We start from the raw sequence: 26,311 nt of genomic DNA, 5'->3' as shown, positions 1-26,311 counted from the left end.
GCCCGCAACAAATGTTGATGGGGCTGTAATTGTCACAGAGCTATCGCATGGGGCTCGATTTTATGCAGCGTAAAGACACTTTTCAGGAACACAGGAATTCGCATAGGGCAGCACGTATTGCCCATATTAATAGTGCTCTAAAGGTACTATCTAGAGCTAATTACAAGAACATTACCAGCCTTGCTAGGGGGGTGGCTGAGATTGTTACGGAATATGAGCTTAGCCAAAATCTTAGCTTGCCGGAGCATGATAGAGATAGTGAGTTAAGGCCAGTAAGTCACGTTACGCTGCTTAGGAACTCTGACTATCGAAAAATACTGGAGAAGACTCTTGAGTCGGAGGAGGTTTCAGCTCTACCGACATCGATTAGCTCTTCTGATTATGAGGCGTTGAAGATACGGAATGCAGGGCTTGAAGGGCAGATCGCTCAGCTGAAGCATACTATAATAAATCTAGACTCTGGTGGATTAATGGTGTCTGGTGATTCGGAGCAGTTTAAGGAAGAGATTGTCAAACTTAACGACGACATAAGATTTTTGATGGCATTTATCGATGGTATGCAGAGCGAAGCTATGGATGTATTTGTAATTATTAAGCCGGGTGAGGAAAATTTTGAGTATAGTGAGGCTGGGTATCATGGGGTTATGAATATGGTCGCAACTTACGATGATCTTATACGTCTTGAAGTGCTGCGGCGGAAGTTCGATGTATAAAAATTAGGGTTTAATAAACTTTCCAACGATGGCGCCAAACACCGCCATTGCAACCGTCATCTTGCCAGCGTCCGCAATGCCGCTGGTGCACTGCGGGCACAGCTCATCGTCGTAGTATTCCCCACCCTTAGCGTAATTGTTGCACCCTGGGCTGCGGCAGACGTAGACGCCTTCACCGCAAGCCGTACAGGCACATTTGTCACGTCTGACCAGGTTCTCCTCCGTGACGGAAGGGGTGACCATCTCAGCGCAGAAAGGACAGATACCCTTCGACTTTGTGCTCATAATGCTTCCCTACAGAGGACGCACAGCGATTCGAGTGGAACGGCACTTAGGGCAGTAGTTAGGTGTGCCGAAGCCTGCGCGGCTCTTCCATTTGTTGCCACAGACGGGCTTTTTGGGATCCAGGCATTCAGCCCAGTAGACCTGATCTTTTTTCGCGATAGCCATGGAAACGTCTCCTGTTCGGTTTCTCTAATGTGTCTGAGCATAGGAAACGCATTGTGAGATGTACACTGACAAAATGATCACAAAAAACCTTATAGAGTCAAAAGCTTAGCAGGCTGTTTAAATGTACAGTAAAGTATCCTACTGATTTATATGGATAAATTTAGAGAGTTGTGTATTTGAGTTATGGCTTCAAAATGCCATTATGTGAAGTGGGTCACATTTTTCTGTCCTTGGCCAGTAACGCGGTAGCCGTCGGCCCACAGCACACGAGCAGGGCCCTAATTTTTTCCTCAGCCTCTCCTGCCCACTCCAGCTCCTCCCTGGCAGCACAGCTCGAATTTTGGAGCGGGCATTGAGGGCATGGATACCGCCTGCAAGCTGGAATTGCTCACCTGGATCACCGTCGGATTTGGTCACTGCCCACGACGTGGTGTTAAAATGCCACCAATCTTGGGTTGGAAGGGATTTCTCGCGTGAAGCTTGATTTAGGCTGGTGGAAAGAGCGCTGGGTATGGATCGCTATGATCTTGCTCATTGTGGTGTTGGGCTACGTCCTGTTTTCTACCTACGCTGAAAAGCTGCCTTACGTATCAAACAACCATTCTGCGTGGGCGAGTTTTGGTTCCTTGCTCGCTGGCTTTTTCACACTCACGAGTACCCTTGCCACTGTCGCCACTCTCTTGTTCCTGGCCCGTCAGAACAAGGGGATGCAGAAGGTTACTCAGGCCCAGCTCGAGGCGATGACGTTCGACCGATATATCAGTCATCGAAAGCTCTTCATTGAGTTGCTTAATGAGCAAGAGGAGAGCCTGCAGAGGAGCTTTAGATTCCGCGACCCTACGCTCCTGTACAATGCTGTGTTCCCAAGTAATTCGCTACATAACTGTGATCTTATTATTAATCCAGAGTTTGATGAAAATGGCGACGGTACTAATCACCTAGGAAAGGTTTCAGCTAAGCTAGAGCGAGTAAAGAAAGCCTTGGCTAATTCAACTGCCAGCGAATCGGAGCATCTAGCGTTTGTTCTTGATCTTATTAGCCTGCGGCAGGATTTGCTCATGATCGAACAGTGTCGCGACTCGCGTGAAGGGGATATTATATTCCACGGTAGGGCTCAGGGTATCAATGTCTTCATGCTCGATAGCTTTGTTCGAGATGCGGTAAAGCTGGCCAATATAATTTTCACATTCACCAAAAGCCCTATGGTCGATGAGGCGGGATTCCTCGGCTGTTCCTTGGATCTGAAGGCCTGGATTGTGAGTGAATTTTACACTCCACGGAGGCAAGCTGAGTTAACTGTCTTCAGTAGTAATTCTCTCCTTCCCGATTTAGTATGGATAAGGCGCTCTCTTTCGGAGGTTCTAGAGGTTGATGAAGCGTTTGTCAGTGCTAAGCGGCGGCTAGATAAGGTCTTTTCTACGATTCAAAGCGTGGAGCGGTTGAGGGATAAGTCTGTTCTCAAGAGACTCGTTGAGGAATGTATTACTGATGTCAGGTCGAAGTTTGACAAGATGAGTGGTGGCGAGCATTTCAAGCTTATAGGTGAGATTTCATCGCGTCTTCATCGGATAAAAAATAATTTTGACTTAAATTAAGGCTATTTCAAAAGGAGTTGCGTATGACTACGCTTGTGGATCAAGGTGATACGAATTTCGGCTATCTGCCATTGAAGACGCTAGGGTTGGCGTTTGCTGCAGCTCTATTTTTTAGAGTCATTGGGGTGGGGAGTGAGTTTCTGGCGAGTAATGCGTCATGGCCTAATGTTGCAATGGCCATAATGATGACCTCTGTACTGCTGGTTATATACTTTTTTACTTCCGTGCATCCTTATGATGATAGTGCCCTCCTGCAGGGGGCGCGCAAAGTCCTCGTTGAGTACATTAAGTTTAGCTTCGAGCTAGGGTTTTTTGCAGTTGGCTTTATCATGGTGGTCGAGTTCGGGGATCCGGGTTACTGGATATCTCTGGCGTTTTGGTTTCCCGCCTACCTGCTTATATTTGTTCTGTTTAATCATGTGTTGTTGCTGGTGCATGGTGGGTCGGGCTCTACTGTGCGCCTGGCAAATTGGGTGGACAAGAAGATGGGGTGGGAAACGAACATCACAATTGTAGGTAATCGCAGTGCATGTATGCTCCTAGGAGCATTTTTTGCGATTGTGATCGGCGCTTTGTTTATCTATATCTGACACCATTAAAGATCATCACATATGGCCGGAGTGTTCCGGCCATTCAATCACCCACCTAGCAGCAATCGGATAACATGCCTCGGTAGCGACGGCCATGACAAGTGCTTTGCTCCAGCTTTCCTTGCACCCCAAATCGTCAAGACTTCTTCCAGTAATCCCTGACACTCGTCAACGCCAGGCCAAGCTGTTCAGCCACCTGCTGCTGCTTCATGCCAGCGGCTTTGAGGGCCAAGACAGCTGCTTCGTTGTCAGCGTTGAGTGGCTTGCCGCGCTTCCGCTTGATGAGATTCCCGCCATCGTCGAATTGTTCGGCGAGGGCCTTCATCCCTCCCTCTGCTTCAAACGCAGCGACGTGAGTCAGTGCCCGGCCCACTACTGTGAGAGCTGGCTCACCCTGTTTTTGGGCTATCGACATCGCGAGCATGGCGATCGGGTCGACGCCCAGGCTGTCCGCAATCTGCTCGAGCTGCTCAATGGTGATGCTTGTCTTGGCGTTCTCGAGTGCGCTGATTTTCGTGCGATCTGTAGCCTCTGAAAGGTCGGCGTACCGAGCGCCCCGGACGAGACGAAAAGCACGTAGTACCCCCGCGAATGCGATCCTGAGCTGCATAGTCCATCCAAAAATCAGGATATAGCCACAGCTTCGCTTTGCGGATAAACGGTAAATCACTGTATTATCCGTTTTGTGTGGATGGCCTTGGACGGCACATCGTGGAGAGAGGCAAGTGGTCGGATGCCACAAGAGTTCTCTCAAGCTCCCCCTGCGAGGTGAGGAATTGGACAACGCAGATATCGAGCTCTTCAGCGAGCCTTCAGAGCCCCGCGAGGGCGCCCATGCTGAGGAGGGACAGTTGATCGAGCTGGTCGCCCATCGCTATCCAGGGAAAGCGTACTGTCTCGTCCGGGATTGGACGTTGTTCCGTGCGGAGCTCACTGAAGCTGAGCTAGCGAAGGTGGCGGCTGCTGGCAACATCCCCTTGTTTCTCCTTGCTCACAATGTGCGGGCGGATAGCGCTGGCCGCTTTCAGCCTGGCAGTTGGGTGCGGTCGAGCATCGGGGTTGCGCTCGTGGACGGGTATTTTTTTGAGACTCGAAACACCGTGTATGTGCTCGTCGGGAAAGGGGCTGAGCAGAAGGCCTCGCTCAAGACGATTTTTTCATTTTATTGACGTTGACGAGCCTAGGCTCGCGGTTGAGTTATCCTACTGATGTTTAGAACCAGCACCACTGACCTTGCAGGTGTTCCAGGTATGTTCGGTGACGGACTTGCTCATTGGCATGGCGTGTCGAGAGCGCTTTCGACGCATTGGTATCACGTAAGCGTGAAGCGTTGGATTGAGGGTAGGTTCGTGCGAGGCGAAGAGATGCTCAACGACGAGCCACGGCTGCACGAGATGCTCCAGGCCCAGGATGATCAGTTCATCGTTGAAGATGTCCAGGTCGTTACACCGGCGCGGCTTAACGGCGGTGAGCATTGGCGGATGGAACGGTTAGCCTCTCTCGCACTCGGGTATGACAAGAATGACTGCCCTGTGTGCTTGCTCGAAGTAGAGAGCGGGAGCGTTTACAACGACTCATGTGATACCGACTTCGATCCAGCCAACCTGAGTAAAGTCAGGGAGCTGTACCGAGCGTCGGCTTAGTTTGTCTCTGACTCCTACCAAATACATAGCCTGAGCGAGGAGTTTTTCTTTGGCAGTCTCAAATGTCTACGCCGTTGACCTTCACAGCCGGCGGTACACAGATTTCGATCTCTTGCGCATAGGTCGTGCCGCTGGCCAGGGCTATGCACAACCTGTGACCGCGTTTCTGGTAAATGTCCAGATCATCGCCTGCAGCGCTGTGGGTGTGGTCTTCGGGCATGTCCGTGCAGCAAATCCGATCGGACGATTTGCTGATGGGCACTACCTACGCACATCCGACATCCAGAGCGTTCAGAAAGAAGGCCGCTTTTGGGTCGTTACTACGCTGAATTCACGGTATGTCCTAGCGTCGTTTCGCAGGGATGGCGGCCGTGCTGGATTGCGCGATTTTTTGAAGTTGGGGTCGAAGGGGTTCTTTATTAGCCCTGGCCGCTTGCACTAAAAAATAGTTTTTTGAAATAAGCGGCTTCCTGGTGAAGCTGCTGACGCTCTCCCTTTGCCTGAAAACGGGTGATGGAAGATTTTATGACAGGAGTTAGTCATAGTGATTGCTGATTACATCAAGGTCTCTGGAAAGCTTGAAGATATTCGAGTCTTTGAGCACAGGGAGGGTAGTGTTCAAGTAATAATGAAGATTGATGGTGTTCTGGTGCCGAATACCGTCATTCCAATTCAGCTGTACGAAGAAATCGAAGCTGGTAAGCACTATGATTTTTATTGTGTCTACAAAAAGTCAAGGAACAAACTCAAGAACACGGGTGCGATGTATGGCTTCAGGGAGGAGGGTGGACGGATTCGCACTTTGACGAAGCTCCGCTTGGCGACACCGATTTATATGCTGTTTTACGGAGCTATCTGGTTCGCGGCGGCATACGTAGCAGTGTTTATTCTTGCTCTTCTACCAGTTCTCGCAGATCACCCTAGGACGGGAGCTATGCCTGTATTGCACAGCTATTCAATGCTTGGTGGTGCAGTGCCCGCATTGTACTTTGTCTGGAGCATTATCAATTTCTGGCGCAAGTCTGGGAATCTTGAGGCATGGCCTAGCGTCGCACCAAGCGTCGTGATCGAGCGTTTCAGTAAGCTCCACAAGTAAGCGATCTTGCCTGAGAGCTACAGCTTGGGCGTGCCGCTGCGCGGCCAGGCTGTCGTGAATCGAGCCCGCATTACGGTCTCGACCCTGTCGGGCTTCCATCCTTTCACGTCTTCGGCCTTCCTGGCCTGCGCGCTCCGCTTGCGTAAGTGAGCTGGTTGCAGGCCTGGGTAGGAGGTATGAACCTCAGTTTTGTAGGTGGCCTTTTTCCGAGTTGTTGGTGTAGCCATTTTCTAAGCTTGCCTCAACTAGCCGGGAAAATAAAAAAGCCCGCAATTTTGCGGGCTTAAATTTGGTGTTAGAAGAATAAATTAACGTTTCCAGGCTCGCTCAAATCTTAGTATTGTATCAACGGTCTCTATGGCATCTTTTAGCATTTTCTCATCGGTCGGTGCATGTCCCATTACATGACCTCCATGCTCGCCAGGCGCTTTTGGAGTTGTATCTGGACTCTGGTTGTGGGCGGTCTGCCAAGCCGCATAACATTCATCAATCCAACCATGCAGCTGGTAGAAGACCTTATTTCGATGGGCTGTAGACGGGCTACCCATGCTGAAGTCCCTAGCCAAACCATTCCCTTCCTCTATATAGCTAACCGCACCATGTGCCAAATCATGCAATCCAGCCCCAAATTCTTGATTGTCATCTGGGCACGGCTCCATGAAAGCCCCGAGTTCGTCAAGGGAGCCTGATTTTATCAATTTATCAATTTCTTTACTTCCCGCGTTGACGTGTCCTGCAGATACATTAAAGTTTTTCTCTATGAAATTCGCTACATCATCGGGTATTGAAGTCCATGGCTGGTAACTGATTTTCACGTCAGGAAACTGTTCGAGGAGCCACTTATATTCACGCATCATATCCCGGTGGAAAGTGAGGAATTCTGCACCTGCTCCTGGTTCATCGCGAAATTTTAATGTCGGAAACATTTGCCTAGCAGCTTTCCAGGCAGCTCTGGCGGAAGCGTTTGGCATTTCACTTTCTCGCACCCGTGCGAGGTGCCAGTATGGATGGTGCCCGTCAAATAGTTTTTTGACTGCAGAAAGAAGTGGCTCAGGAAGTTCCATGGTATGCACCTGTCGTTAGAGTTGGCATTTCGGAATGCGGCGGGCCTTGAGCAACTGGCTTGAAACCAGCTGTATAGAAACGCTGCATTCGAGAGAACGATAGACCCAAATCGCCATCATCATGAGGCGCCACTGGAAGCTCTAGCCAAGTCGCCACATTCCGTAGCGCCTGCCCTGACATAGCCCTTCGCAAACAGGAGTCAAGTTCACGCGCAGCTCCGTCTTGCTAGTGAATCCAGCGTTTTTCTGGATAAGCGGTACGGTATCGCTGTACTCTTGCAGCCAGCCAACAACCAACAGGATTCACAAAATGTCGCGCCTTGCCGAGTACCGTCGCCTGGAACAGCAGCTCGCAGCTCAGCTCGCAGAGCTGGAAGCCTTAAAGGAAGACAACGGCCTCAAAGAGGAGATGGAGTTTGAAAGCAAGCTGCGTACTCTCCTGGGCGAATACGGTTTCAGTCTGCGAGATGTCATCAACATTCTCGACCCGCAAGCCAGCAGCCGTCTGGGCGCGGTAGTGGAGCCTGTTAGCACTCGCAAGCCTCGCGAAGTTAAGACGTACAAGAACCCACATACGGGTGAAGTGATTCAGACTAAGGGCGGTAACCACACCGTTCTCAAGTCGTGGAAGAATGAGTACGGCGCAGAAACTGTAGAGACCTGGCGTCAATAAGCTCCTCAGAGGCCTCCTTCGGGAGGCCTTTTCATTTGTCGGCGAATCCTTCGCTGAGGCAGGCTCTAAGCGTGATACGGGCTGCTAGCCTGCATCGACTACTGATGATGACGGCTCCTCTCGGTGGTGGCTTGCGGTTGTCCTGGGCATGGCTGCTAGCTGTTCTCTAGCCGTCAGCCTCTTGGCATCATCGCCATGGCTCACCACTTCCCACCAAAGCTTGATGTCACCAAGCTTTTTGACAACGCTCTGACTGTGATCCAGCTCGGGATCAAGTTGACTTCGCTATGATGGCAATTATCTGGCCTGTGGTTTGGCTGCAAGGATCGAATGCCGTATGACTACTCCAAAATACGACCTCCACCTCTTGGGTTGGCACAGCTTTCAGCAGTTGTGCATGGCAGTGGCTTCCACCGTGTTGGGGCAGACGGTGGAGACGTTTCTTGAGGGGAACGACGGGGGGCGCGACGGAGGATTCAAAGGTAGGTGGTCGCCTCAGCCAAATGAGTTCTATGAAGGTGAATACGTCATCCAGTGCAAGTTCACATCACGCCGTGAGCACAATCTTTCGCTGTCCGATGTGGCAGCAGAGCTCACCAAGGTGCGCCGCCTTGTCGCTCAGGGAGTGTGTGACGTCTATGTCCTCATGACCAATGCTGATTGGACTGGGGAAAGTCATCTCAAAATCAAGCAGGCATTTGAAAGCGAGGGTGCAAAGCACGTTCTCTTGCTGGGCTCGACGTGGATATGCGAAAAAATCCAACTGAACAGTAGCCTCCGCATGAATGTGCCTCGGCTCTATGGTCTGGGCGACCTCAGTCAGATCCTGGATGAGAGACGATACAAGCAGACAAAGGCGCTGCTGACTGAGCTGCCCGATCTGGCAAAGCTGGTAGTGACCGGTACCTATCGAAAAGCCCTTCAGGCTCTGCAGCAGCATGGCTTTGTGCTCTTGGTTGGGGAGCCCGCTGCTGGCAAAACGACGATCGCCTCGCTTATGGCCATGTGTGCGATGGACAAGTGGGAAAGTCTTGTTTTGAAGCTGGAGAGGCCTGAGCAAATACGAGATCACTGGAATACCGAGGAAACATCCCAGCTCATATGGGTTGATGACGCCTTCGGGGCGATGCAGTACGAAGCTGACCTGGTGATGGAGTGGAACCGAATACTCCCGGCGCTCTCGACGATGATTCGAGCTGGCCATCGAGTAGTCCTGACTAGCCGTGATTACATCTACAAAAACGCACGACGCGACCTCAAGAGAACGGCGTTTCCTTTGATAGAGGAGAGCCAGGTGGTCATTGACGTCAAGGAGCTGACCTCCCGGGAAAAGTCAGAGATCCTCTACAACCACATAAAGCTAGGGAACCAATCTCAGCGAGTTCGGACAGCCTTGAAGGAGTTCCTTCCTGCGGTGGCGGCGCACAGCCGGTTCGCTCCCGAGACAGCTCGGCGCTTGGGCAGTGTTGAGTTCACCAAGAGCCTCAAGATCGGCCAGAAAGGTATCGACGAGTTTGTCGCTAAGCAGGAACGATGGCTCGTCGAAACGATGCAGGGTATGGATGACGAAAGCCAAGCTGCATTAGCTGTGCTTTACATGAAGCACGGCGCTCTTGAAAGCCCGGTCAATCTCTCTGTGGATGAGAACCATGCAGTTGGGAGGCTAGGTAGTAGCCAAGCCGGTTGCATACGGGCTCTAGAAAGCCTCCGGGGAAGCTTTGTACAGCTAGCAGATACAGCCGAGGGACGCTTCTGGAAGTACAAGCATCCTACGATTGGAGATGCGTTTGCGTTGATACTTGCCCAGAGTCCAGATCATCTGCAAATTTTTGTGAATGGCACACCCATTGAGCGATTGATGGAACTGGTGACGTGCGGCGACACAGGCGTTCAGAACGCTACGATTTTGCCCTCAAGCATGTTTGCAGTGATCGCGAAACGATGCTGTGAATACGTCACATGTGAGGCTGATGTGGAGCGTGCGAGGCGGGGAAGGCTGTACTCGTTCCTGCTGCGTAGGGCTGACGACGTTTTTCTACGCACCTATTCGAAGCTTGACGGAAAGCTTCACTCCGGTTTGGTTCGTGACTTCGCGAGAAACCTGTTCACGAATTCGTCTGACCTGGCTCTTCGTCTGCTTCGGCAAGGTCTTTTGCCGAAGTCAGCCAGGGATGCAATCTCGATCAAGATCCACGATTTTGTATTTGATGATGATGAGCTAGGGTACATCCACGACCAAGAGATGCACGAGTTCCTTAATGACGAGGAGCGGGAGAATTTCTACAACGATGTACAGAAGTATGTGTTGACTGATTTAGACAGGATTCGCAAGTCTCAGCAGGAGTCATACAGTTATGAGAACGATCCTGACTACCACCTCTCTGAATTCATCGAGGAGCTAGAGGGGATCCAAGCGGCTTTCCCTGAGTGGCCTGGTGTGGAAGATGTGGTCGATACCCAAAGGCGTCGAGTTGACGATTGGGTGAGTGAGGTATCCCAGGAAAGGGGAGACGAGCCTGCGGTCGGCCGAAGCGATTTCATGCGCCCATCTGCACAGAATGGCGGAAGGAATATCTTTGACGATGTAGATTTATAGGCGAAGGGAACGGGGCTATGGCGTTGCCAGAATTGTCTGATCGCGAGCTGGAGAAGCGAGTAGAGAATGCACAGATCGACATCAAGTCATGGGCGGAGAGAAATGACCTCTGGTACGACAGTGGATTCACATCCTATGCCGAACGCGTAGATGGTGAGCCCGGAGAAGAGGCTGTGGTCTTCATCCTATACAGCAGCGGAGATCTCGCCCGGTTGCTGGATGAGGATCTCGATCCCCGGTTGCGGGCAGAGCTTGACCAGATATGCGAATCGCATGGTTTCTGGTTCGATAACAATGACGGTTGCTCCTACTACTTCTTCGCAACGACGGAAGAAATGCAGGCCGCATACGATCAATACTTCCATTGGAAATGGGTCTGTAGCCTGATCGTCGAAGATTTCAGCGATATCTATGCTGAGCTCTACCAGTATTTCCAAGCTCGTCCCGAGCGCTTGTACAACCTCACCCCCCGGGAGTTCGAGATTCTGCTCTACCGTGTGTTCCAAGCCCAGGGCTATGAATCACAGGTAGGGCCTGGAGTAGGAGACGGCGGTGTCGACGTTCGGTTGCTTCAGCGGGGCCCTCTCGGCGACACGCTGACATACGTGCAGGCGAAGCGGTATTCACCCAGGCATCCTATCCGGCTCGATGCTGTTCAGGCATTGCGTGGCGTGGTCGCGAACGACGGAGTCAGTCACGGCATTTTCGTGACGACATCCAGGTACCTCCCTAGTGCTCATAAGTTCGCGCGGGCTTCAAATGGCGTGCTTGAACTCAAGGATTCAGGTGACGTTGCCGAGTGGTGTAATCAGGCCCAGCAAGGAATCGTCCAGGATAAGTCGACGTTGGTTTCCGACTCGCATGTGCTGTCTTTGTTGCGACGCGTCCAGGCCGGAGAGAAGGCATTGGTAACCCATGCCCATACTGGCTACAGCACCATCACCAATTCGTTCGCACTGGTTCTCAAGGAAACCAAGCAGGCCGCATTGCTCATGTGCTTACCTAGGCGGAACCTGTTCCAAGACGCTCATGGCTTGGAAGGGCATGAGATACCTGTGCTTGATCATCAGATACTGGCGATGAGGCGGATAGAAACTGTATTCCGTGCCAAACGCTCTGTGGATGATCAGGGGAGGGTGAGCTATTGGGACGGCAAGAATCTGTATTCCGCTTGGGATCAACAGCCTTGCCGCTTCAGTCACTTGGATTGACTACGAATGATCGGCTTCCTAGGAGCAGTTCAAAGCCCGCCTGGCTTTCCATTGGTCAGTGATGATTGTGGCCAGGAGTGAACCAAAGACGCCGATGATGAAATCGTAGAAGTAGTTCAAGAAGGTCTCCATGGCGTTGGTGGCGCTAGCAGCCTTTTTGAAGCGGTTGATCTTTTGGTCTGTGAAAGACTTTAGCTTGAGCACCTCTTCGTATGCGAGTTGAGTCCGCGCTGTTCCGGTGGATTTCTATTGAGGCTTGATCTTCATTTACCGCCATGGTGGCCAAATGGTACTGTCAGTCTGTTGTCGCCTTTCGCGACTCGCCGGCATAGGAGAAGCCAGCTTGGGAGCATCAGCAAATGTGCCCGGAACATCGCCATTCCTTTCGAGGTTCGCCACACCAAGGACAGGGGAAGATAAGATTCCCGGCTACTACTCCTCTGAGCTCAACATGTGGGCGGTCGACTCGCCGGCAGGAGTAGTGCCGATCATTGCAGATGGGGCTCTGAATGAGCTCATGACCAAGACCAAGGTCAACGCAGAACAAGATGACGAGGCGTGCTGGCAGGTTGAACTCCTGACCAAGACCTACCAAAAGGTCGAGAGCGACGATGACGACCCTTCTCCCTATCGTGGTCAGTCCTCCGTTGAGCTGCGTGACTTTGATTCCAGCAATCAGCTGCTGCAGTTGGTGACCAAGACAGATGCAAACACCGAGCGCGATGATCGGTGCGAGGCCAATCATATTCTCGAGCTGATCACCAAGACCAATGTCGAGTTGGAGCGTGACGACAATGGCGATCCAACATTCGGGCTCGACACTCGCTACTACTCAGACTGATCTGGACGCGCACCATGTTGCTGCTGGTTACTAATCGTCGTGACATCACGATGGACTATGTCGTGGCAGAGCTCCGTCGGCGCGGTGAACCTCACATGCGACTGAACACCGAGATGCTCCCGCAGGCGCTGTGTACGATGGCGGGGCATCCGCGTGATGCTTGGTCAATTTCACTGGGCGGGGAGGCTGTCCGGGGTTCTCAGATTTCAGCCGCCTATTTCCGTCGGCCAGGCGCACCATCAGTATCTGACCAGGTAGAGGATGCAGGGGAGCGCGCCTATATCGAGGCAGAGTGGAGCAGCTTTCTCAAAAGCTTGTATTCGCGTTTGGAGGGGCGCTGGCTGAATTCTCCCGCCAAGATCTTCATGGCTGAAGACAAGCCGATGCAGTTGCTGTTGGCTCATGAAATTGGCTTCCATGTCCCCCAAGCTTTGATTACAAACGACATCTCATCGGCTCGGGTTATTACTGAGGGCGGCCAGGCCATTGGCAAGCCGCTTCGCCAAGCTGTGCTCACGGGGGAAACTGAGCGTGTCATCTTCACCTCTCGACTCGGGCAGATTGACGACGACCAGGCCGAAGCCATTGCGTTGACCCCCTTCATTGTCCAGACCGAAGTCCTGAAGCAATACGATGTGCGGGTTACGGTGGTTGGTGAGCGAGTTTTTGCAACGGCGATCTGGTCTCAAGAAAACCCCGAAACTGAAACTGATTGGCGCCAAGGCAGTCGTCCTGATCTACGGCACGAAAAAATTGTTCTCCCTGTACAGGTGCAACGGCAGTGCATCGAGTTAGTGGCTCGCCTTGGTCTGCGCTATGGGGCCATTGACTTGATCTGTGATCGCTCCGGCAAGCTCTGGTTCCTGGAGATAAACCCTAACGGCCAGTGGGCCTGGATTGAGAACCTCACGGGGTATCCAATCGCTTCTGCAATCTGTGATGAGCTGACGGGGAAAGCAGTTGTTCATGCTTAAGCAGCGACTCCAGTGGCTCTGGCCAACCATCATTCCTCTGTCATCCGATGAGCAGCAGGGAGACGATGAGTGGCGTCGTAGCATGGCGTTGTCCGTGCGCGATGGTGATTGGTCTCGAGACAGTGATGTGGTTTTAGAAGAGGCCCGACGACTGTTTGATGCGGAGGTTGATCGACGTAAAGGTGCTGATGCTAAAGCAGGTATCTACCTCGCTGCGATCACGGCACTGATACCGGTTTTGGTGTCACTGATACCCAGCTTGTGGAACGACAAATCAAGCAAGTGGCTGAGCTGTCTTGGTCTGTTTGTATTCGCCTGGGCTGTTGCATATCTGTTGAGGGCAGGGGGCTGGGCGTTCAAAACGCTTAAAGTCGATGGCTTTGATGTGGTGAGTCCATCGGATCTAGCTCGTAGCTGGAAAAAAGGATCACCGAAGGCAGCGTTAGCCAAGGAGCTGTCTCACGCTGTGCTTAACAACTACCCCAAGGTGAATCGGAAGGTAACAGGCATCAAAATGACCCATGAGTTTCTGCTCCGGGCGTTTCTGACTTTCACGATTCTGATGGTTTTGCAGGTGGCGTGGCCGGTAGGAACATGGGTTGTCGGAGAGGCTACGAAGCTGGTCAATCCGGAAGTGATAGCCCCCCTGATCATGTGCTTCTCGTGATACTGCGAAGCGGCTGATTCCGAGTCTGAGCAAAGCAAAAAAATGGCCACCACCCGCGTGGGGGTGATGGCCACATGGCACTGAACTCCGTCAGAACAGTGCCAGCCCGGTCAGCAGGGAAGTGCGGCTAGCAGCCGCAATTTTGAGCCGACCATCTGCCAAGGTAGAACTGGCCCACCTCGGCCTGGACTCGGAGTGATGCTCGACAGGCGACCGCGCAATGGGATCTGCTGTCATGCATCACAAGGTGCTTCAGGGAAGAGTTTGCGTATCAAGGTTTCATAGCTTCCGGATGTTATAGCAGGGCATGTTGGCACGGGAAGGCTCGACCAGCGGGTGGAGAGGTGAACCTATCCTTGGATAGAGTCGAGTTGGTTATTTAAGTGGGTGTTTCGGGGGCATAGTCAACGCTGAGCAGAGGAGTGGCGAGACTTGGGCTTGTCGGCGTAGGTATGACGCCTTGTTTGCTCTCAGGGGTTTGTTGCTTAGGTCTACAATTAAGGAATTTTTGACGTCATGGATCTTGTGCTTTTGCCTTATAACAGTGGCTCCGATCTCCAGAGTCTCTATCACCGAGCGCTGCAGGAATCAGAAGAGCTCTACATCCTTAGTGCGTATCTTACTGAGTGGGACACCAGTGTTAAGCTGGGGGCTCAGTGTAAATCCTTCGCGTTTATCGTAGGGAAAGATTTTGGCATTACTAGGAGAGCGGCCTGTGAGAAGGTTATAGGCTGGCTGCCTCGATCGCGACAGGCGCACTTTCTGGTTGCAGAATTGATTGATGGTTTTCACCCCAAGGCTATGTTCTGGCGCGAACCTGGTGGAAGTTGTCATGCGCTCGTAGGTTCTTCGAACCTCTCGAAAGCAGCATTTGCCACTAATCATGAAATTAATGGATATTCTGAGATATCGAGCTCTGTGTTTGAAGCTGCTAAGACATGGGTTTTCGAAGCAAAAAAATCTTGCGTGATCCTTAATAAGAGTTGGCTGGATGGTTATGTGGAGGCAGTTCAGACTAGAAAGCCTGGTTCGGCTCGAAACACTTCTGACCCAGCGGGACGCGTGTTTAACCTTCGTCTGCCGACAAAGAAATCTATAACTGCTATGGGTTCAATTTTGGATTTTCGCAGAACGCAGATGCTTACGTTTAGAAATCTGAAGAAAGAGTTGCGAGCGCATTTTAATAGTGCGGCTGAGGTACAGGCGCGGTACTGGACACCTAAGAAAAATGAAGCGTTCTATCACGAATTACGTAGGCTCTGGGATTTTGGCGACGGAAGCCGATTCCAGGCCAATGGATGGGAGCGTCAAGGTAAAAGCAGTAATTTCCGCGAGCTATCTGTTTCGCTTATGCGCGTCATCGGAGCCGATCCGCGCCATCGGGACGATGTAGTCATGACTGAAATTGATCGTTTGACAGTGTTGGGGGTTGAAACGCGGAGGTCGGTCTTCACTGAAATGCTGTGCCAGTTTTTTCCTAATGCTTATTACCTTGATAATGAGCCGATTCGGGCCTGGATGACGTTAACCGGATGTGAAAGTCCTTATGGTGCCTCAGCTGGATACAAATATCTTCAAACTGCGCTTCTACTGCGTGCAGCTCTACTCGACGCGCAGAACGGTAGAGGAGGTTACCCAGTCGAAAATCTCGGCGTGCTTGATGCAGTTATCTGGGAGGAGACGAGGAGACGCCGAGCCTTGGCATCCGATTAGCCTTGTCACTGCTCAACGAGCGAGCAGTGCGTGTCGGAAGCGGTTAGCCACCAGTGGCAAGGGGCGGGGCACAGCTGATGATGAGAAATCATCATCAGTTCTTCTAGGTAAGGCTATTCATAGCCGCAACATGATGGATCACCCTGGCATCGGGATGAGCTTCCAGTCGGCTGAGCCGATTTGGTCGGGCGGTGGTTCGGTGCAGATGAACTCTATCACGAACTTCGGCGATGGCCCGTTCCGAGCGGATTACTCCGCCATCCAAATCGGGTACAACAACACGGCTCAGAACTCGCGCGCGGGCATGAAGGCTCTGTCGATGGGCCTGGTCGGTCGGAAACTGGACGAAGAGATTCGCCGTAGGACTGCTCATGGTGTCGACATGTACGTCAACCATGAGAGGCTCGCTCATCCTGATAACCGTCTGGTGCTGTCGAAGACTCACCGTGATGCGCTTGGCATCCCGCACCCTGAAGTGACCTACGACGTGGGTGAGTACGTTCGCAAATCCGCGACGCTGTCTCGCGAGCATTTGAAACGAATTGCCGAGGCGCTCGGCGGTACCGAGATCGAGATGACATCATTCTTCACCCCGAACAACCACATTACTGGCGGCACGATCATGGGGCTTGATCCCAAGGACTCCGTGGTAGATGGCTGGTTGCGGACTCACGACCATCCCAACCTGTTCCTCGCAACTGGTGCTGCGATGGCGGCGGCGGGCACTGTGAACTCGACTCTCACAATGGCTGCTCTGTCTCTCCGGGCAGGGGATGCCATTCTGCGAGATCTGAAGCACGTGTAAGCAGTGTTTTCTAGCGTCTGGTCGTAAAAACGCCCGAAGCCAAGTTGTTGGTTTCGGGCTTTTTTGATTCTGCATTGCAGTTGGTGATTGACCAGTTCCAGGCTTCACCGGGTGCTGGATCACATCCATGCGAACTTCGCTCAACAGCTTTCTATCCCGGCGCTCGCCGACATGGCGTGCGTTAGCGTTTCGGCATTCCACCGGATGTTCAAGCGGCATACCCGAAGCAGTGCTCTCGATTACATCGCCAGGCTCAGGGTTGGACGCGCGTGCGCTTTGTTGATGGAGGGCGGTTCAGTGATTGCCCAGGTTTCTGAAGAGGTCGGCTACACCTCGGTGGCCTTCTTCAACCGGCAATTCAAGGCACTGAAAGGCATGACTCCCACAGAGTTTCGCAAGCTCCATGGTCACCATTTCAAGTGACCGCAGGGCGTACCAATCTCTAAACCTCACTGGCAGGATGAGTCCTGTTATCGGGACGCGGCCGGTGTCTTCAGCACTCATCAGACCACCTCGTCAACCTCCCGCCTCGACTTCAATCTCTGGCATGGCCTGCAATCGTTCGTTCAGCTCAATGAGGGTCTGCTGATGGTCTGCGAAGTTCGGACTCCAATTGACGGGCAGTATGTAGGCCTCTGATTTGCCCATCCTGCGTTCTCGGTCGGAAGACCAAATCTCAACCGAACCGTTGCAGTACATGAGGAATCTGAACTCCTGGAGTAAGATCTCGGACTGAATGTCGCTTCGGCTCTCCCTTCTCGCATTGAGTAAGCCACAGCCCCGAATAGGGTCAAAGATAAGCCGCTCATTTGCGAAATCCATCCAGAACACAAAGAACACTCGACCATTGGCGGAATCAAGCTGTATGCCTAACTTTCCCTCGTCCATGCGACTGGCTGTCATGCGCATGAGACCGAGGTGAACAGCAGTCTGCCCCTTACGCGCTACCACATAGAGTTCGTCAGGGAACTCGTAGTCTCGGCCTTCGGTGAAGGCCCCTCCACGAAGCCCTGCTAGCTGCTCGTCATCAAACAAAGCGCGGAACCCCTCTAGCTCGTAGAGGTGATCTCGTTCGTATGCCGACGGAGGTGTTACACCGAGCCGCTCTTCCATTGCCAGCTCCGCGAGATGGCGCATCAGTGGCTTGTCGAGATGAATTCGCTGGTGGTCGTCCGGATCGTCTGGATCGACGATATCCTCACGCTCGGCGTGGGCGATCGCATGACGTCCTTGTGTGGCCAGGTACTCAGAGATGTTGTCACCCTGCGCTTGCAGCTCTTCACGTCGCGAGATTGCCTCTCTGTCCGTCATGCGAAGCAGGGCCTGCTGAATCCATGGCCCTCGCTCCCGGCCATTGGGAAGAGAGCGTGCAAAGGCCTTGTAGAAGCCTAGGAAGGAGTAAAACGGATTACCCAGTGATAGCCCTTCACGGTAGTAGGCCAGCGCTTTCCGAGCCTCCTCGCTCTGTGGGACATGAAGGTTTTCGCCCGAGAAATACTCGGTATAAGCGTTATTGAGCATCCTACCCACACGGTGGGGGTGACTCCCTCCACCCCACATCACGATGTCTACTTTCTTGCTTTCACGCCAAGCGATAGCCGTCGCCAAGCGCATGACAGCTGCACGGCCCTCGTTAACCGTTAGCCCAAAGCCATTTGCTCGAATCGCGATCGCAGGAAGACTGCGGTGCTGGTCATCGACCACTGCCGGCTGCAGAAGGAAATCAAGGCCCTCGAACCTGACGATTTGAGGACGATTTGGCCAGAAGACTTGGGTCTCTAGTCCACCTACCACCCATTGCCCTCGCTGGTTCTGGTACCGCTCGGCCAGTTCGAAAGGATCGTCGGTTGCCAGCATTGAGGAACTCCTTGTTGGTAAGGGGAATAACCCGTGGGTGGACTACAGTATCGAATTGGGTAACAAACACTTAAACTTAGGCCATTTTCAAAATTTGAAGCTAAAGCCCACTCAAATCAAGAGTGCTCATTGGCCGTTCTTCTGCGAGGGCAGGGTATACGATTAGAAGCCAGTCGATCGGTTTGTCTGGAGGGAATGATCTAGCGAATTCTTGAATTTCCAGGATTTCCGGGTAGTCGAGCGTGGCAGATTTTAGTTTCTCGACAGCTTTGGGAAGTTCGCCGGATTCCCTGTAGCGCTCGGCAAGAGCTAGTTCTAGGCAGGCTTCTAATTTGCGTGGTATTTTTATTTCATATGCTTTGTATCGTTTTTTGAAATAGCCCTCATGGTACTTTATTTGCTCAGTGATAGGCCAGTCGATGGCTTCTCCGGTAGCTATGTGCGTTATGAGGGATTCGATCGATGGTGTATTTATTTTGTCGAAATCTGTCTTCTTTAATTTGGTTTTTGGGTGGTTGGAAGCGTGGGTGATCATTGTGAATATTAAGTATAGGCCGATGAGCGATCTGTGTTGCTCCGGCTTCAGCTGGGCGCGTTGCTTTAAACCCGTTTCAAGTAGGCGCTTCACATCATAAGGTTTTTTGTTTGGGAAATCTTCAAAAAACTGATCTAGGAGGGAAATGTATCCATCAAAATAGAATCTGTAGCTATTTGCTGACAGACCGTCAGTCCTGGATATCCACGTGCTTGGGCACATTCTTGCCCTGATAATGTTTGGGCTTTCTAGGGAATAGTTGTACGGTTCTTTGATGATTTTCTCTTGATTAAGTATGAAGGATTGGATTACTGTTTTCGCTATTCTTCGCAAGCCCCTGATTGTAAATATAAGATCGTCACCTATGTGGACGGCCTCTCTAGAATCCGAGAATGCCAAAAATTCGTTAGGCAGAGGTCTTAGAGTGTGTACATATTTAGAGCGAATGTCATACACATTGCTCAATGCAGTTTCAAAGTCGCGCTTGCCCACAGGTGCGGTTTCGCCAGATGCCTGAGGGGAGAAGTGATCATCAGTAATGTGCTTTTTTATGAATGCTTTGAATCTTTTGCTTGCTGCGACATGCTCTACTTTTACTAGAGTATTTTTGATGATGTCGGCTTGAACGGTGTCAACCCCTTCGAGTGCCTTTTCCAGTGGGCGGCGTTTACGCTCTTCGATGTCAGACCAGTTGCTTTCATACCCATCAAAGTCTTGAACCAGTGTTTCAAGTGACATTACCAGAAGCGTGTAAGCCAGGTTTACATCTTCTTCCAGGCGGTGGAGTGCTGCTACATATGTCCGGATGGATTTCATTACGCCTGTAAATTTTGCGCGGGGCAGACCTATTAGATCTTTGGTCAATGCTTGAAATTGTGGGATTAGCCCCTGGTGTACATAGATATCTTCTTCAAAGAATTTTGGTAAAAGTTTCTTTGCTGAGTCGCGGCTGCGGCGGCCGCCTTTGTTTAACAGCCTTTCCGCGACTGTTGAGCTCGGCGTGCAAATGCAGTCCAAAGAGAAAGAGATTATGTCGGCGCAATCGTCGATATATGTATCTATGCCGTTTGAGATTAAAATTCCCGGGCCATTTTCAGTCCCCTCCACCTGTTCTGTAAAATTCCAGCTAATGGCGTTGCCATGGCGAGAGTGAGCCAGAGGGGTGAACGTGCCTATAGCAGTTTCCACGCTCGTATCATGGGGTAAATGAACATTTGTGTAGAGCACGCCCCTAAGCAAATTTGAGCGCGCGGGGTGGGTGAAAAGCTTGCCGCTTGCAACCTGAAGCATAACTACTCCATTAGTGTATGACCCAAGCATCGAGCCTATCAAACTGGAGGGTGTCAGACGAGGTTAAGCCGCCATTTAGGCCGTTCTAAGCCTAGCGAAGTGTTTGATCAGCCTGGCTGGTACCGTAGAAGCCGGGTTGGAAGGCACTTGAGGTATTGAGCTCACAGTGGCGGCTCTATTTTGCACACCGGTTTGCCTTGTTTGGTGATCACCACCGTCCAGCCCAGCTCAACCAGCCGTAGGATACGACGCCATCGGCGCCGGGCCTGGCTAAGGCTAATCATCTGTTCCATGTAACCACCTTACCCAAGGAGCCGGCGTAGCAGGCTTTCAGTCTGGCTTCCGGCATGCTTGCTGCAAAGCTCATCGAGCATGGCGCTGCGCCGCTCACCATTCACTAGGCTTAGGCCGTGAAGAGCATTTACCAGCTTCTGCTGCTCAACCACGCCCTCTTGAACCTGCAGCCACATTGAAGTCACCTGCTTCAAGGTCACGTCGACCGTTACGGCATGGATCTGGGATTCAATTAGCTTGTTTCCGTTCAAAGCTGTCTTCAGCTACTGAGCTTTCTTCTCAAGCATCTGTAGCTTTTCAGTCAGACGCTCTGCTTGATCGAGTGATGCAGGCAACCCGTCAATGTAAGTCATGTCGTCCTGAACGCAGTAGATCGCCAGCGAACCATCCCCGCCCCCTGTGATGTCCAGGGCGAGGACGTTACCGAGCCTCAACGGACGTGGCACCCACGTATGGCCTGTGCACACTCTCCAGACTTCCGAGACGCCATCCCGAAAGTGCTTTTTCACCCGCTCTCGCCCCCAAAGCGCCACATCCTCAAAGGCTTGGTTATCCAGTTCTGCCAAGAATTTGGGCCATGTGACTCCTGCTGGCACGTCCGCGTGTACGATCCCAACGATCCCGTTACTGCTTTCAATTTCGATCGCGAGAGGAAGGCTACTCAGCTTATCGATGATCATGCCTTTTGATTCATCAGCGATTGTTGGCCACCAGCCGGCGCCATGAGCTGCATAGCGGGCTAACGGGTTTTCACGGTAAGCGTCGATCAGCATCCGTTCGTGATTGCCTTGGACAGTGTAGAACCAGGGCTCACCCAGAAGCTTCAGGCCGTCCAGCACGCCGGGCCCGCGATCAATAAGGTCACCTACTGCGATCACCCGATCCTTCGTTTTATCGAAGCCTAACGCATGCAAGCCACGGTGCAGATCCATCGTTTTAAAGTGAATGTCGCCGACCACAAAATCCCGGCCAGAGGGGTTGATTGGAAGGCGTAGGATCTTCGAACTCATAAGGGAGGGCCGGCTCCAGTCTTCGCTTGCGGTAAATTCTTGATAAGGCTATTTTCCGCCTAAGCAAGGTTGGGGTCTACAAAAAATGCGCCGTGATTAACGTCCTCCGTAATGATCCCAAAATGGCACATTAACGGCGTTTATAGGGATTAATGATCCCAAACGGGATCATTATGGGAAGCGTTGTACTGGCTGCATTTGCTCACTCTCCGTGTTCAATGATCTCGGCGCTACCCCCAACGCTGTGCTCAACCGGGAGGGGAGGACAGTTGAAAATGCCTCCGAATCCAAGGCTCCCCAGAGTGAGGAGGACTAATCCATGGATGATTTAATGGATGGCGAGCGTCTATTACGGCGGCTGCTTTGGGCGCTCTTCGCAATTCAACCTGGCGATCCAAAGGCGATCCCCTTGCTCCAAGAGTTGGATTTGGTTGAGCGAGATCTGGGAGCGGTCGCTGAGTCATGTAGGCATATCCTCTCCCGCGTGAAGACGTCGACTCGTATCTCAGGACGCGAGATTGTCGACGTGCAGAGTATTCCCACGCCATGGCGCGAGCGATTTGCACAAGCGAGCATCGGCTCTACACGGCTCGCTGCTGGGCCCTACCGGAGTGACCTAGAAAAATTCGTGGAGGAGTGGGAGCGGGAAGTCATTCATATTCGTGCGCACCGGCACGCCATGAGATCTGTCTAAATGGGCTTACGGCAGCTATTCCCGTAGATGGCATTCTCAATTCGTCGTATCAAAGTGAGTTGGAGGAGTTATGGGCCGAGACGGCAGAGACACCGTGTACTGCAACATCCAGATGCCTTTGGCTAAAGGGCGAGATCTCGTGCGACTTGTAACAGAGCTACGAGCTTCGGGGACGCATCCAGACCTCGAATCTGTGTTTGAGGAGATACAAGGCGAGCTCGAAATGTCGATCGAGTTTGTTGAGGAGATGCTGACTGGCGGCAGTGTTGACCAACACCGACATTGAGTGCCATGCGGCTTGCTCATGAACCTGTAACTCAAATTTTGGAATGTAACATCGCGAACGTTACATTCCTGAAAGTACGTTACAAAGGCAGTTGGCCGGGCATTTCACGCCAGAGGAACGACGTGATTTCACACCAATCGCACCTACGGCTTGACAGGGTACGATTCCCGGTTCATCGGGCCGGTACGTCGAGTACGTGCCTGCGGAACACCTTACCGCCGTCGACTCCCAAAGCCAGCCGGTCAAATATGGCTGGTCTAGACGTCGAAATCTGGATTTTGTTTGCGATGCAGCGGTGAGATGAGATCCTTATAGGACTCGCGACTCTGCAGTACCTGGTCGCGAATTTCTTCTGGGTCGATCGACATGCGTCCGTGGGAAGTGACCCTGAGCGTCTTGAGCTGATTGACAGCCTGAATGAACTCCCGCTCCTTCTCTTTCTCAGCTTCTGACCTCTTGTCCGGGAAGGCCCAGTCCCAGATTTGCTCGAGAAATTTCAGCATGTTTGTATCAACCACTTACCGGGAAGGAGCTGATGGTATAGCGGCCAAGCTAGGATGGCCAAGCTCGGTTTCTGCCAGGGCGTTGGGTCACACCCAGTCTAGGAGGACAGGCCGTTAGGGAGGCCAGCAGTGAGGGAGAGCGTGGCTCCAGATGTGGTAATTTCTCTGGTTCAAGCGAGTCAGGTAGACAAAGGAATTCGTGTGGATAGGGATTGGATAAGAGATTTCATTGAGAATTTTTCGTCAGCCACTATCGGTGATATGGACATCCCGTCGCTCATCAGCGAGAAATACCTTCACACGCCCAATCAACTGTTCAAGATCAGAGCCTGCAGTGACCTGGCGCTGGAGAACCTAGCTAAGAAAACTCTCTGGTTGAGCTTAGCCAGTGAGTTCAATGACCCTTACGACACGGCGTTCTGGATTGACTACAAGAAGCTCGCTGCGTGGGAGAAACTCGTTGAGCTTGGTTTCAGCGATGATCAGGTCGTCACCGCACTGGCGTGCGAAGATCCCATTTCATCGGCGGTGGCGCTTGCTTCGGCACAAGAGCCGTGTCTCCTAGACGTTGAGCAATGGCGACACGAAGTAGAGGTGTTGACGTCGAATCACCAGGCTGGGCAGCTCTCGACCCTTATTGATCAGGTCAAAAGCAGCTACAAAATCTGCAGCCTGAGTGAGCGCGTGGATTCAGTGCTGATGTGGAGTCACTATGGCCACAACCATACCGGCTTTGCCATGGAGTACGACTTCACAGGCCTTCATCGAAATCACCTTTCGACTCTCACTCTTTGGCCGGTGGCCTACACAAATAAACTGTTCGACGCCACCCACATCCAAAGAGCTCAACGCTTGGGCAAGGACTACAACGCCCTTTTTGGCATTGCGGCATCATTGTGTAAGGCTGTCGATTGGCGGTATGAGCGGGAGTGGCGCTGGGTGGTTCCTGAAGACGACAGAGAGGTCAAAGGTATCAATGTCGCTGCACCCCTCAAGGCAGTTCATCTCGGGGCCAAGATCTCGGAGGCTGATGCGCTCAAGATCTTGAAGATCTGCAGAGACATCGATATACCAGTCTTCAAGGTAACGCTTGAACGCAATGAGTACAAGATGGTCTCGTTGCCTACCAGCCTGGACGATTGGTGTTCCATGGATGGACGGCAGCAGGGCAACATGCCTTGGTAGTCAAAACCCACGAAAATTAAGGAGAGATCCATGGATGTGAAATGGGAGCCACTGGTGGTTCACAACACTGGGCTGGGCGTGCTTCGAGGCTACCTGACAGAAGAAGGGAAGCTGCTTGTAGAGAACACCTCGGAGGCCAAGCTCGTAGGATTCATGCCAGGCGGGGAGCGCCCAGTGGGTGAGCATCTGAAAAATCCCGATAATGCCCTTATCGTTGCTGGCCCGCAGGGGTTTGCGGGGGAGTGGCTGTATGAAGGCCGGGACAACAAAAACGCAGATGCATTTACCCCTCCGTCCTTCATTTTCACGCTTAGGAGTAAGGGCGCCTGACCAAAGTCAGATACTACCCGCTCCGAGCCACCATCAACACTTAACTATTGATGGTGACGGGAGGTACGTCATCGACGTTCTTTCGCAACGGACGCCCCATACAGGGGCGCTCGACATTCTGGGCTTAGCTATTCAGTGAGCTTGGGCCCGGCTCCAGCCGTGAATGATGTAGTCAACGACCACGATGGCAGCAGCATCGGAGGCGACTCGATGGAAAAGATCATCCTTTCTATCGTCGCCGAAATCGCTGATACCCCGGACGACCAAGACTGGCACGTTTTGTTTCTCGCAGGCATCCACTACACCATATGCCTCCATCTCTGCGACGCAGGCTTTGTCGTGGATCTGTCGCAGCCGTGCGAAGAATTCGGAGTCTCTGATGAGCTTTTCCCCGGACACGATCGTTGCAGTTGAAGCTTTGAATTTCGGTGCAACCTCGCCGGCTGTGGACTCTTTCGGCAAGCTTACACCGAGCGCTTTTGCGCGCTCCTGCAAGCGATCAGAGAGTGATGGAGAGGAGAAGTAAGTGCTGAGATCCTGCAATGTTGCCATGCCAGGCCGTTGCATTTCAGGGCGCGCGGCCAGGACTCCATCTGCCAACGCGGCAGCGCTTTCGTAGTACACAACACGCTCCGATACGATGGCTTCACCCAAGGTCATCTTTCCACGCAGGCCGCCAGCGATGCCCATCATCAGCACTTTTTTCGGTTTCAGCTCGGACAAAAGCTGGGTAGTGATGTTGCCGGCGTTCACATTACCTGCCGAGCCAAGCGACGCGATCGCACACGAAACCGGGCCATCGTGTCTGTCCAGGATCGTCGTCCAATAGTGGATATGGTTCGCAGAGCGCCGATGCGGCGTCTCATCCTGAATCCCACAGGCAAGCTTGGCTGCGGCCAGCTCCACTGACAGAGCAGTCAGAATCAGAACATCTGGAGTCCGAGAGGCTTGTTCAGCTTCCCTTTCTGCCTGGAACAGCTCCACGGTCATATCTGCCAGCTCTTCCAGCGGGAAAATAGGTTCCTGCAAAGACAGTGTCCCCAGTTCCCCTTTCACCTGCTCTCCAGTGATCGGGAACATCGAGAGTGGGTCACTGAAGAATGCCTTATGCAAGCCGATCGCCCCGACACCATCATCGCTGAAGCCTCCGAGCTGCAGATCGAAGGGCAGAACGGGTAGGCGCTTCTTGCGCATTTTGTGCGCTCGGTCGGATACTCCACGGCCTCCACCCATGGCAATCATGGCAGTGGCCACATCGACTTGCTCATCCCCGATGTTGCCGCCGGTCACAAGGTCATCATCGATATAGATGATCTCAGCGAACTTCTTAGCCTGCAGTCGCCGAATGAACATCCGCTGTTCTTCGGACATCTTGTCCGACATCGCTTTGAGAGATGTGACGATCTTCAGCTGGCGTGCCGGCGTGTAATTCGAGGCAAGTGCGCTTGCCTCGTTAGCTACCGTCCAATCGAAGGTCAGCAGGTCACCATCATCATTTTTGGGTTCACCGGCAAGGTACACAACAAGTCCGCCGTTAGCGTCCAAGATGCTTTTGGTGAGCGCCCGGGTGAAGGCGTGGGCCCGATCGACGAATCGCTTCTCCGTTTTGGGAGAGATGCTGCCCGCAATCAAAATGAAATCATTTTCAAGGTTTGCCATCGTGACAATTCCGGTAGCTAAGGTGTTAAGTGTTGGC

At 52.4% G+C, this 26,311-nt stretch carries 28 protein-coding genes; 20 read left to right on the top strand and 8 right to left on the bottom strand.

Annotation, left to right across the window (positions count from 1 at the left end; all coding sequences use genetic code 11):
* The first annotated feature begins 47 nt into the window (after nt 1–47).
* The 3 genes from V3314_RS20690 to V3314_RS20680 all read left to right on the top strand — a co-directional run bounded on the left by V3314_RS20690 (nt 48) and on the right by V3314_RS20680 (nt 3,348).
* On the top strand, nt 48–713 hold the full coding sequence (locus tag V3314_RS20690) for a hypothetical protein (RefSeq protein ID WP_288375410.1): 666 nt from the start codon (nt 48–50) through the stop codon (nt 711–713).
* Between the two features lie 923 nt (nt 714–1,636).
* Nucleotides 1,637–2,758, top strand: coding sequence for a hypothetical protein (locus tag V3314_RS20685; protein ID WP_338459579.1), 1,122 nt, complete (start codon nt 1,637–1,639; stop codon nt 2,756–2,758).
* Nucleotides 2,759–2,781: 23 nt separating this feature from the next.
* A complete protein-coding gene (locus V3314_RS20680) occupies nt 2,782–3,348 on the top strand; it encodes a hypothetical protein (protein WP_028692367.1) in 567 nt (188 codons plus the stop codon).
* A gap of 136 nt (nt 3,349–3,484) precedes the next feature.
* On the opposite strand, the gene V3314_RS20675 is transcribed toward V3314_RS20680, so the two are convergent.
* Nucleotides 3,485–3,958, bottom strand: coding sequence for a helix-turn-helix transcriptional regulator (locus tag V3314_RS20675; protein WP_028692366.1), 474 nt, complete (start codon nt 3,956–3,958; stop codon nt 3,485–3,487).
* A 166-nt stretch (nt 3,959–4,124) separates the two neighbouring features.
* Between V3314_RS20675 and V3314_RS20670 the strand changes: the two genes are divergently transcribed.
* The 4 genes from V3314_RS20670 (at nt 4,125) to V3314_RS20655 (ending at nt 6,087) form a co-directional block, all read left to right on the top strand.
* Complete coding sequence (locus V3314_RS20670) at nt 4,125–4,517, top strand: hypothetical protein (RefSeq protein WP_036986723.1); 393 nt, start codon at nt 4,125–4,127, stop codon at nt 4,515–4,517.
* A 39-nt stretch (nt 4,518–4,556) separates the two neighbouring features.
* A complete protein-coding gene (locus tag V3314_RS20665; protein WP_028692364.1) occupies nt 4,557–4,991 on the top strand; it encodes a hypothetical protein in 435 nt (144 codons plus the stop codon).
* A gap of 49 nt (nt 4,992–5,040) precedes the next feature.
* Entirely contained in the window at nt 5,041–5,433 is a 393-nt protein-coding gene (locus V3314_RS20660; protein ID WP_081273217.1) for a hypothetical protein, read from the top strand.
* Between the two features lie 102 nt (nt 5,434–5,535).
* Nucleotides 5,536–6,087 carry a hypothetical protein gene (locus V3314_RS20655; protein ID WP_028692363.1) on the top strand — a complete coding sequence of 184 codons (552 nt, stop codon included), beginning with the start codon at nt 5,536–5,538 and terminating at the stop codon, nt 6,085–6,087.
* Nucleotides 6,088–6,395: 308 nt separating this feature from the next.
* Here V3314_RS20655 and V3314_RS20650 read toward each other — a convergent pair whose 3' ends face one another.
* Nucleotides 6,396–7,151, bottom strand: coding sequence for a hypothetical protein (locus tag V3314_RS20650; RefSeq protein WP_155741796.1), 756 nt, complete (start codon nt 7,149–7,151; stop codon nt 6,396–6,398).
* A 310-nt stretch (nt 7,152–7,461) separates the two neighbouring features.
* Between V3314_RS20650 and V3314_RS20645 the strand changes: the two genes are divergently transcribed.
* The 9 genes from V3314_RS20645 (at nt 7,462) to V3314_RS20605 (ending at nt 17,054) form a co-directional block, all read left to right on the top strand.
* On the top strand, nt 7,462–7,824 hold the full coding sequence (locus tag V3314_RS20645; protein ID WP_028692361.1) for a histone-like nucleoid-structuring protein, MvaT/MvaU family: 363 nt from the start codon (nt 7,462–7,464) through the stop codon (nt 7,822–7,824).
* Nucleotides 7,825–8,161: 337 nt separating this feature from the next.
* The gene (locus V3314_RS20640; protein ID WP_028692360.1) at nt 8,162–10,420 is read left to right on the top strand and encodes a hypothetical protein; all 2,259 of its coding nucleotides are present in this window, start codon (nt 8,162–8,164) and stop codon (nt 10,418–10,420) included.
* 17 nt (nt 10,421–10,437) lie between these two features.
* On the top strand, nt 10,438–11,631 hold the full coding sequence (locus V3314_RS20635; protein WP_064491918.1) for a restriction endonuclease: 1,194 nt from the start codon (nt 10,438–10,440) through the stop codon (nt 11,629–11,631).
* 517 nt (nt 11,632–12,148) lie between these two features.
* Complete coding sequence (locus V3314_RS20630; RefSeq protein ID WP_081273221.1) at nt 12,149–12,472, top strand: hypothetical protein; 324 nt, start codon at nt 12,149–12,151, stop codon at nt 12,470–12,472.
* Between the two features lie 14 nt (nt 12,473–12,486).
* Nucleotides 12,487–13,446, top strand: coding sequence for an MvdC/MvdD family ATP grasp protein (locus V3314_RS20625; RefSeq protein WP_028692357.1), 960 nt, complete (start codon nt 12,487–12,489; stop codon nt 13,444–13,446).
* Nucleotides 13,439–14,113: a hypothetical protein gene (locus V3314_RS20620; RefSeq protein ID WP_028692356.1), complete on the top strand. Its 675-nt coding sequence runs from the start codon at nt 13,439–13,441 to the stop codon at nt 14,111–14,113. The genes V3314_RS20625 and V3314_RS20620 overlap by 8 nt, the downstream gene beginning before the upstream one ends.
* A gap of 516 nt (nt 14,114–14,629) precedes the next feature.
* On the top strand, nt 14,630–15,826 hold the full coding sequence (locus tag V3314_RS20615; protein WP_338459578.1) for a hypothetical protein: 1,197 nt from the start codon (nt 14,630–14,632) through the stop codon (nt 15,824–15,826).
* A gap of 130 nt (nt 15,827–15,956) precedes the next feature.
* Entirely contained in the window at nt 15,957–16,631 is a 675-nt protein-coding gene (locus tag V3314_RS20610; RefSeq protein WP_211258422.1) for a GMC oxidoreductase, read from the top strand.
* A gap of 111 nt (nt 16,632–16,742) precedes the next feature.
* A complete protein-coding gene (locus tag V3314_RS20605) occupies nt 16,743–17,054 on the top strand; it encodes an AraC family transcriptional regulator (protein WP_028692355.1) in 312 nt (103 codons plus the stop codon).
* A 93-nt stretch (nt 17,055–17,147) separates the two neighbouring features.
* On the opposite strand, the gene mauJ is transcribed toward V3314_RS20605, so the two are convergent.
* From mauJ to V3314_RS20585, 4 genes are all read right to left on the bottom strand, one after another.
* Nucleotides 17,148–18,488: a methylamine utilization protein MauJ gene (gene mauJ / locus V3314_RS20600; RefSeq protein ID WP_028692354.1), complete on the bottom strand. Its 1,341-nt coding sequence runs from the start codon at nt 18,486–18,488 to the stop codon at nt 17,148–17,150.
* 100 nt (nt 18,489–18,588) lie between these two features.
* Nucleotides 18,589–20,313 carry a hypothetical protein gene (locus V3314_RS20595; RefSeq protein ID WP_338459577.1) on the bottom strand — a complete coding sequence of 575 codons (1,725 nt, stop codon included), beginning with the start codon at nt 20,311–20,313 and terminating at the stop codon, nt 18,589–18,591.
* A 302-nt stretch (nt 20,314–20,615) separates the two neighbouring features.
* A complete protein-coding gene (locus V3314_RS20590) occupies nt 20,616–20,858 on the bottom strand; it encodes a hypothetical protein (RefSeq protein WP_338459576.1) in 243 nt (80 codons plus the stop codon).
* A gap of 12 nt (nt 20,859–20,870) precedes the next feature.
* Nucleotides 20,871–21,617, bottom strand: coding sequence for a metallophosphoesterase (locus V3314_RS20585; protein WP_338459575.1), 747 nt, complete (start codon nt 21,615–21,617; stop codon nt 20,871–20,873).
* A gap of 319 nt (nt 21,618–21,936) precedes the next feature.
* On the opposite strand from V3314_RS20585, the gene V3314_RS20580 reads away from it, so the two are divergent.
* A complete protein-coding gene (locus tag V3314_RS20580) occupies nt 21,937–22,311 on the top strand; it encodes a hypothetical protein (protein ID WP_028692351.1) in 375 nt (124 codons plus the stop codon).
* Nucleotides 22,312–22,381: 70 nt separating this feature from the next.
* Nucleotides 22,382–22,597 (top strand): hypothetical protein, encoded by a 216-nt coding sequence (locus V3314_RS20575; RefSeq protein ID WP_028692350.1) that lies wholly within the window; start codon nt 22,382–22,384, stop codon nt 22,595–22,597.
* Nucleotides 22,598–22,854: 257 nt separating this feature from the next.
* On the opposite strand, the gene V3314_RS20570 is transcribed toward V3314_RS20575, so the two are convergent.
* Nucleotides 22,855–23,100: a hypothetical protein gene (locus tag V3314_RS20570; RefSeq protein ID WP_036986654.1), complete on the bottom strand. Its 246-nt coding sequence runs from the start codon at nt 23,098–23,100 to the stop codon at nt 22,855–22,857.
* Between the two features lie 129 nt (nt 23,101–23,229).
* Between V3314_RS20570 and V3314_RS20565 the strand changes: the two genes are divergently transcribed.
* Together V3314_RS20565 and V3314_RS20560 are read left to right on the top strand one after the other, a co-directional pair.
* Nucleotides 23,230–24,285, top strand: coding sequence for a DUF2971 domain-containing protein (locus V3314_RS20565; RefSeq protein WP_338459574.1), 1,056 nt, complete (start codon nt 23,230–23,232; stop codon nt 24,283–24,285).
* A gap of 30 nt (nt 24,286–24,315) precedes the next feature.
* Nucleotides 24,316–24,615, top strand: coding sequence for a hypothetical protein (locus tag V3314_RS20560; protein WP_028692348.1), 300 nt, complete (start codon nt 24,316–24,318; stop codon nt 24,613–24,615).
* Between the two features lie 132 nt (nt 24,616–24,747).
* On the opposite strand, the gene V3314_RS20555 is transcribed toward V3314_RS20560, so the two are convergent.
* Nucleotides 24,748–26,274: a 5'-methylthioadenosine/S-adenosylhomocysteine nucleosidase gene (locus tag V3314_RS20555; protein WP_028692347.1), complete on the bottom strand. Its 1,527-nt coding sequence runs from the start codon at nt 26,272–26,274 to the stop codon at nt 24,748–24,750.
* Between the last annotated feature and the right edge of the window lie 37 nt (nt 26,275–26,311).

It is taken from the genome of Pseudomonas sp. TE3-3-F2023 (assembly GCF_036784815.1).
GTDB classification, from domain to species: Bacteria; Pseudomonadota; Gammaproteobacteria; order Pseudomonadales; family Pseudomonadaceae; genus Aquipseudomonas; species Aquipseudomonas pudica.
The sequence above is the reverse complement of the archived record's forward strand: the minus strand, read 5'-3'. Positions and strand labels throughout refer to the sequence as shown.